A 3232-nucleotide genomic window follows, 5' to 3' on the forward strand; every position below is an offset into this window, starting at 1 on the left:
CAAGATCCGCTGCTGCCCACGCCGGGTCACCGACTTGGTCAAGGCAGTCCTGGGCCTCATCCACGTCAGCTGACGCCAAGTGGAAAGGCCTCACTCATGGCTGGAGCGCAAGCCACGACGATCTTGCTCCGAGTGTCGAACTCCGGGGGTGAGAGCCGGGGTCGCGTCGGGGCGAGCGCGGCGAGGACCTCGATCGCCTCGGTGATGTAACGGAAGACGGTGGTCGTGCCGGTGCCGTACCGGCGGCGAGTTCGGCGTTGGTGTCGCCCTTGTGCAGGTGCGCCGGCACGAGCACGGCCTGGTCGCCGGCGGAGAGCCGCCGCCACCGGGTGCCGACTTTGGCGCGGCGGCTGCGGAGGGCGTCGGACAGCGTGACGAGGGCGTGGTTGGACACGGACAACCCCGCAGGGTGGGAAGGCAACCGAAGCTCCTGGTCAGGACGAGTTGATCTCAGCACTCGCCCGTCTGCTTGGAGCTTCACTCATTCCGGGGACGCCACGCCGCAGCAGCTCACGCCCGCCTCCGACCAGAATGGAAAGGGCTCAGTCTCTACCGAACCCGCGACATCCCAGAGCCCTTACTGCGCCCGGGCCGCTTCACGCTGGGGCACCGACCTGGTCAAGATCATCCTTGTCGGTTGACGACAAGCGGAAGGGCACTGTGGCTGGCGAGGCCTGACCCTCGGCCGTCGATGGTGATGTGACGAAGCGGTTGACGCGGGGATCCAACTCGAAATAGAGTTTCGGTGAAGCCAGCTCTGTTGGCCCTTCGCGCCGCTGGTGGCCCACAAGTTGGCATCGCGCCTAGAGAGGGAACCGTATGTCCATAGTAAGTACGCCGCTTCGCGACTACGCGGTCCGAGACGGTGAAAGCCTGTGTGGGCCGAGCCTCCCATTTGCGGACATCAAGCTACTTGCCGGAGCGGACCAGACAGAAGGACGGTACGCGCTGACCAAGTTCACCTGCACGCTGGACGTCCCTCGGCACATCCATAAGCTTGAGGACGAGAGCATATACGTTCTCGAAGGCGAAGTTTTGGTTCAGATCGGTGGATCGAACTATGAGCTCGCTCCTGGAGGGTTCGTATTCATGCCAAGAGGGGTCCCGCATTCGGTGAAGGTAGTTTCCAAGCAGTTCATCGGGCTGGGTGTTTCGTCTCCTGGCGGGACTTTCGACGGTATCGTGCTCGACCTTGCATCGCTGCGCGAACAGGGAACTGAGATCACTCCCGAGATCCTCGAGGCAGTCCGCAATCAGCACGGATTCTACGTAGACAGAGCCTCATCCTAAGGAATTGTCCAACGACGCCGGTGATCGAATTCGTGTGCCGAGGCCCCGCAGGATGCCGGTGCGACCAGATCGCTGGCCGCGAAGCACCACGTGGCCGAGTTCGGCCGCAAGGTCCTCGACCTGATCGCGGCTGGCCGTCGCCCAGGTCGCCGCCGATCTCGACATCAGCGAGCAAACGATCTACGGCTGGCGCCGCTGGGAGCTCATCACTCCGGCCAACCTTCCGGCGCCACCAGCGCTGGACAAGCGAGCTCGCGGCCCCCGTCGCCGCGTCGCCCAGCTCGAGGCCCGAGGTCGCGACCCATCGCCGCGCCGCCGGGTTGCTGGGTCAGGTGGTCACTCCCAAAGGCGGTTCGAGCCCATCGCGGTGATGGCCTCGGAGGGGCTTGCTGTCCTGCTCGCGTGCCGGATCCTCGTAGTGGCCGAGTCCGGCCACTACGACTGACGCTCTCGGCCGATATCGCCGCGGGTGGTGCGTCACGCGTGGCTCACTGAGCGAATTGAGCCCATCCACATCGCATTGTTCGGCACCTACGGCGCATATCATGTCCACGCCACTACGCCTGGCCACTGAACCCTTGTCTACTACGGCGCTGTCGAGTTGCTCTGCGGCCCGCCGGCCTGGCCGGGCTCCCCGGCCGCAAGCGCCGCCAGGTGTGCACGAGGCCGCCTTCGCCCGAGACCTCGTCGGCCGCAGCTTCGCGCGCCAGCACCGAAGCAACTGTAGGTCACGGACATCGAGCGCTGCGAGGGGGACTGTCAGCTTTCCGGTGTGACTGAGGTCGGTTGAGGTCTGTCGGCGTGCGGCGGACAGGCGTTCGCCGAAGGCGTTGTCGAAGGCGTTCAGGGCTGGTTTCCAGCGCATGGACCAGCGACGTTGGCCCGCGCCGGTCGGATCGAGGCTCATGATCGCCATGTAGACGCACTTGAGCGCGGCGGCCTCGTTCGGGAAGTGCCCACGGGTCTTGACCGCGCGGCGGATCCGAGCGTTCACGGACTCGATGGCGTTGGTGGTGCAGACGATCTTGCGGATCTCCACGTCGAAGGACAGGAACGGCACGAACTCCGCCCAGGCGTTCTCCCAGAGCCGGACGATCGCCGGATAGCGGTCGCCCCAGGTCTCGCAGAACTCGAGGAACCGCTCCATCGCTGCGGCCTCGATCGCTGCGGCCTCGGTCGGGGCGGTGCAGACGGGCTTCAACGCCTTGGCGACGGCTTCGTAGTGCGGCCGCCCGGCGTGGCGGATGCTGTTAGTGAGCAGGTGAACGACACAGGTCTGGGTGATCGTGGCCGGCCAGACCGCGCCGATGGCGTCCGGAAGCCCGACCAGCCCGTCTCAGACGACCATGAGCAGGTCGTTCATGCCGGGTGCGGATCTCGGTGAGCACGTGCAGCCGGTACTTCGCGCCCTCACCGCCCGCGGCCGGGTCCCCGTCCCAGAGCTCGAGGATGTCGCGGCGGCCCTCGACGGTGACCGCGAGCGCGACGTAGATGGGTCGGTTCGTGACCTTCCCGTGCCGGATCTTCACGTGGATGGCGTCGATGAAGATCACCGGGTAGACGGCGTCGAGCGGGCGGTTCTGCCACTCGACCATGGCGTCGACGATCTTGTCGGTGATCGTGGAGATCGTCTGCCGCGACACCTGCGCGCCGTAGACCTCGGCCAGGTGCGCCTGGACCTCGCCCGTGGTCAAGCCCTTCGCCGACAGGGACAACACCAGCTCGTCCACCCCGGGAATGCGGTGCTGGCGCTTGGCTGCGATCTTCGGGGTGAGGCTCCCGTCGCGGTCGCGAGGGACGTTGAAGCGCCCCGGGTGTGGTGGAGGCTGTGATCCAGCGGAAGGGTTGAGATCGTGCCGGTACCGGGGAGGTTCAGCGACGAGATGTGTGAGCGCGCGAAGCGGATGGTCCGCCAGGTGCGTAAGGAAGATCGGGGGCTCTC

General features: G+C 66.0%; 1 protein-coding gene and 2 pseudogenes. 1 reads left to right on the top strand and 2 read right to left on the bottom strand.

The window, feature by feature from the left end:
- Positions 1-164 precede the first annotated feature (164 nt).
- Positions 165-421: pseudogene (locus tag BLS43_RS31570) on the bottom strand (IS5/IS1182 family transposase); the annotation flags it as partial.
- A 398-nt stretch (positions 422-819) separates the two neighbouring features.
- Here BLS43_RS31570 and BLS43_RS29135 point away from each other — a divergent pair.
- Positions 820-1290: a cupin domain-containing protein gene (locus BLS43_RS29135; protein ID WP_093089910.1), complete on the top strand. Its 471-nt coding sequence runs from the start codon at positions 820-822 to the stop codon at positions 1288-1290.
- A 799-nt stretch (positions 1291-2089) separates the two neighbouring features.
- Here the strand turns inward: BLS43_RS29135 and BLS43_RS32310 are convergent.
- A pseudogene (locus tag BLS43_RS32310) lies at positions 2090-3104 on the bottom strand (IS256 family transposase); the annotation flags it as partial.
- Positions 3105-3232: the final 128 nt, after the last annotated feature.

The sequence above is a fragment of the Pseudonocardia oroxyli genome (genome assembly GCF_900102195.1).
Lineage (GTDB): Bacteria > Actinomycetota > Actinomycetes > Mycobacteriales > Pseudonocardiaceae > Pseudonocardia > Pseudonocardia oroxyli.

Excerpts from the sequence above, each read along its gene's own strand:
- BLS43_RS29135 (WP_093089910.1), top strand. The coding sequence starts at position 820 with ATGTCCATAGTAAGTACGCCGCTTCGCGACTACGCGGTCCGAGACGGT.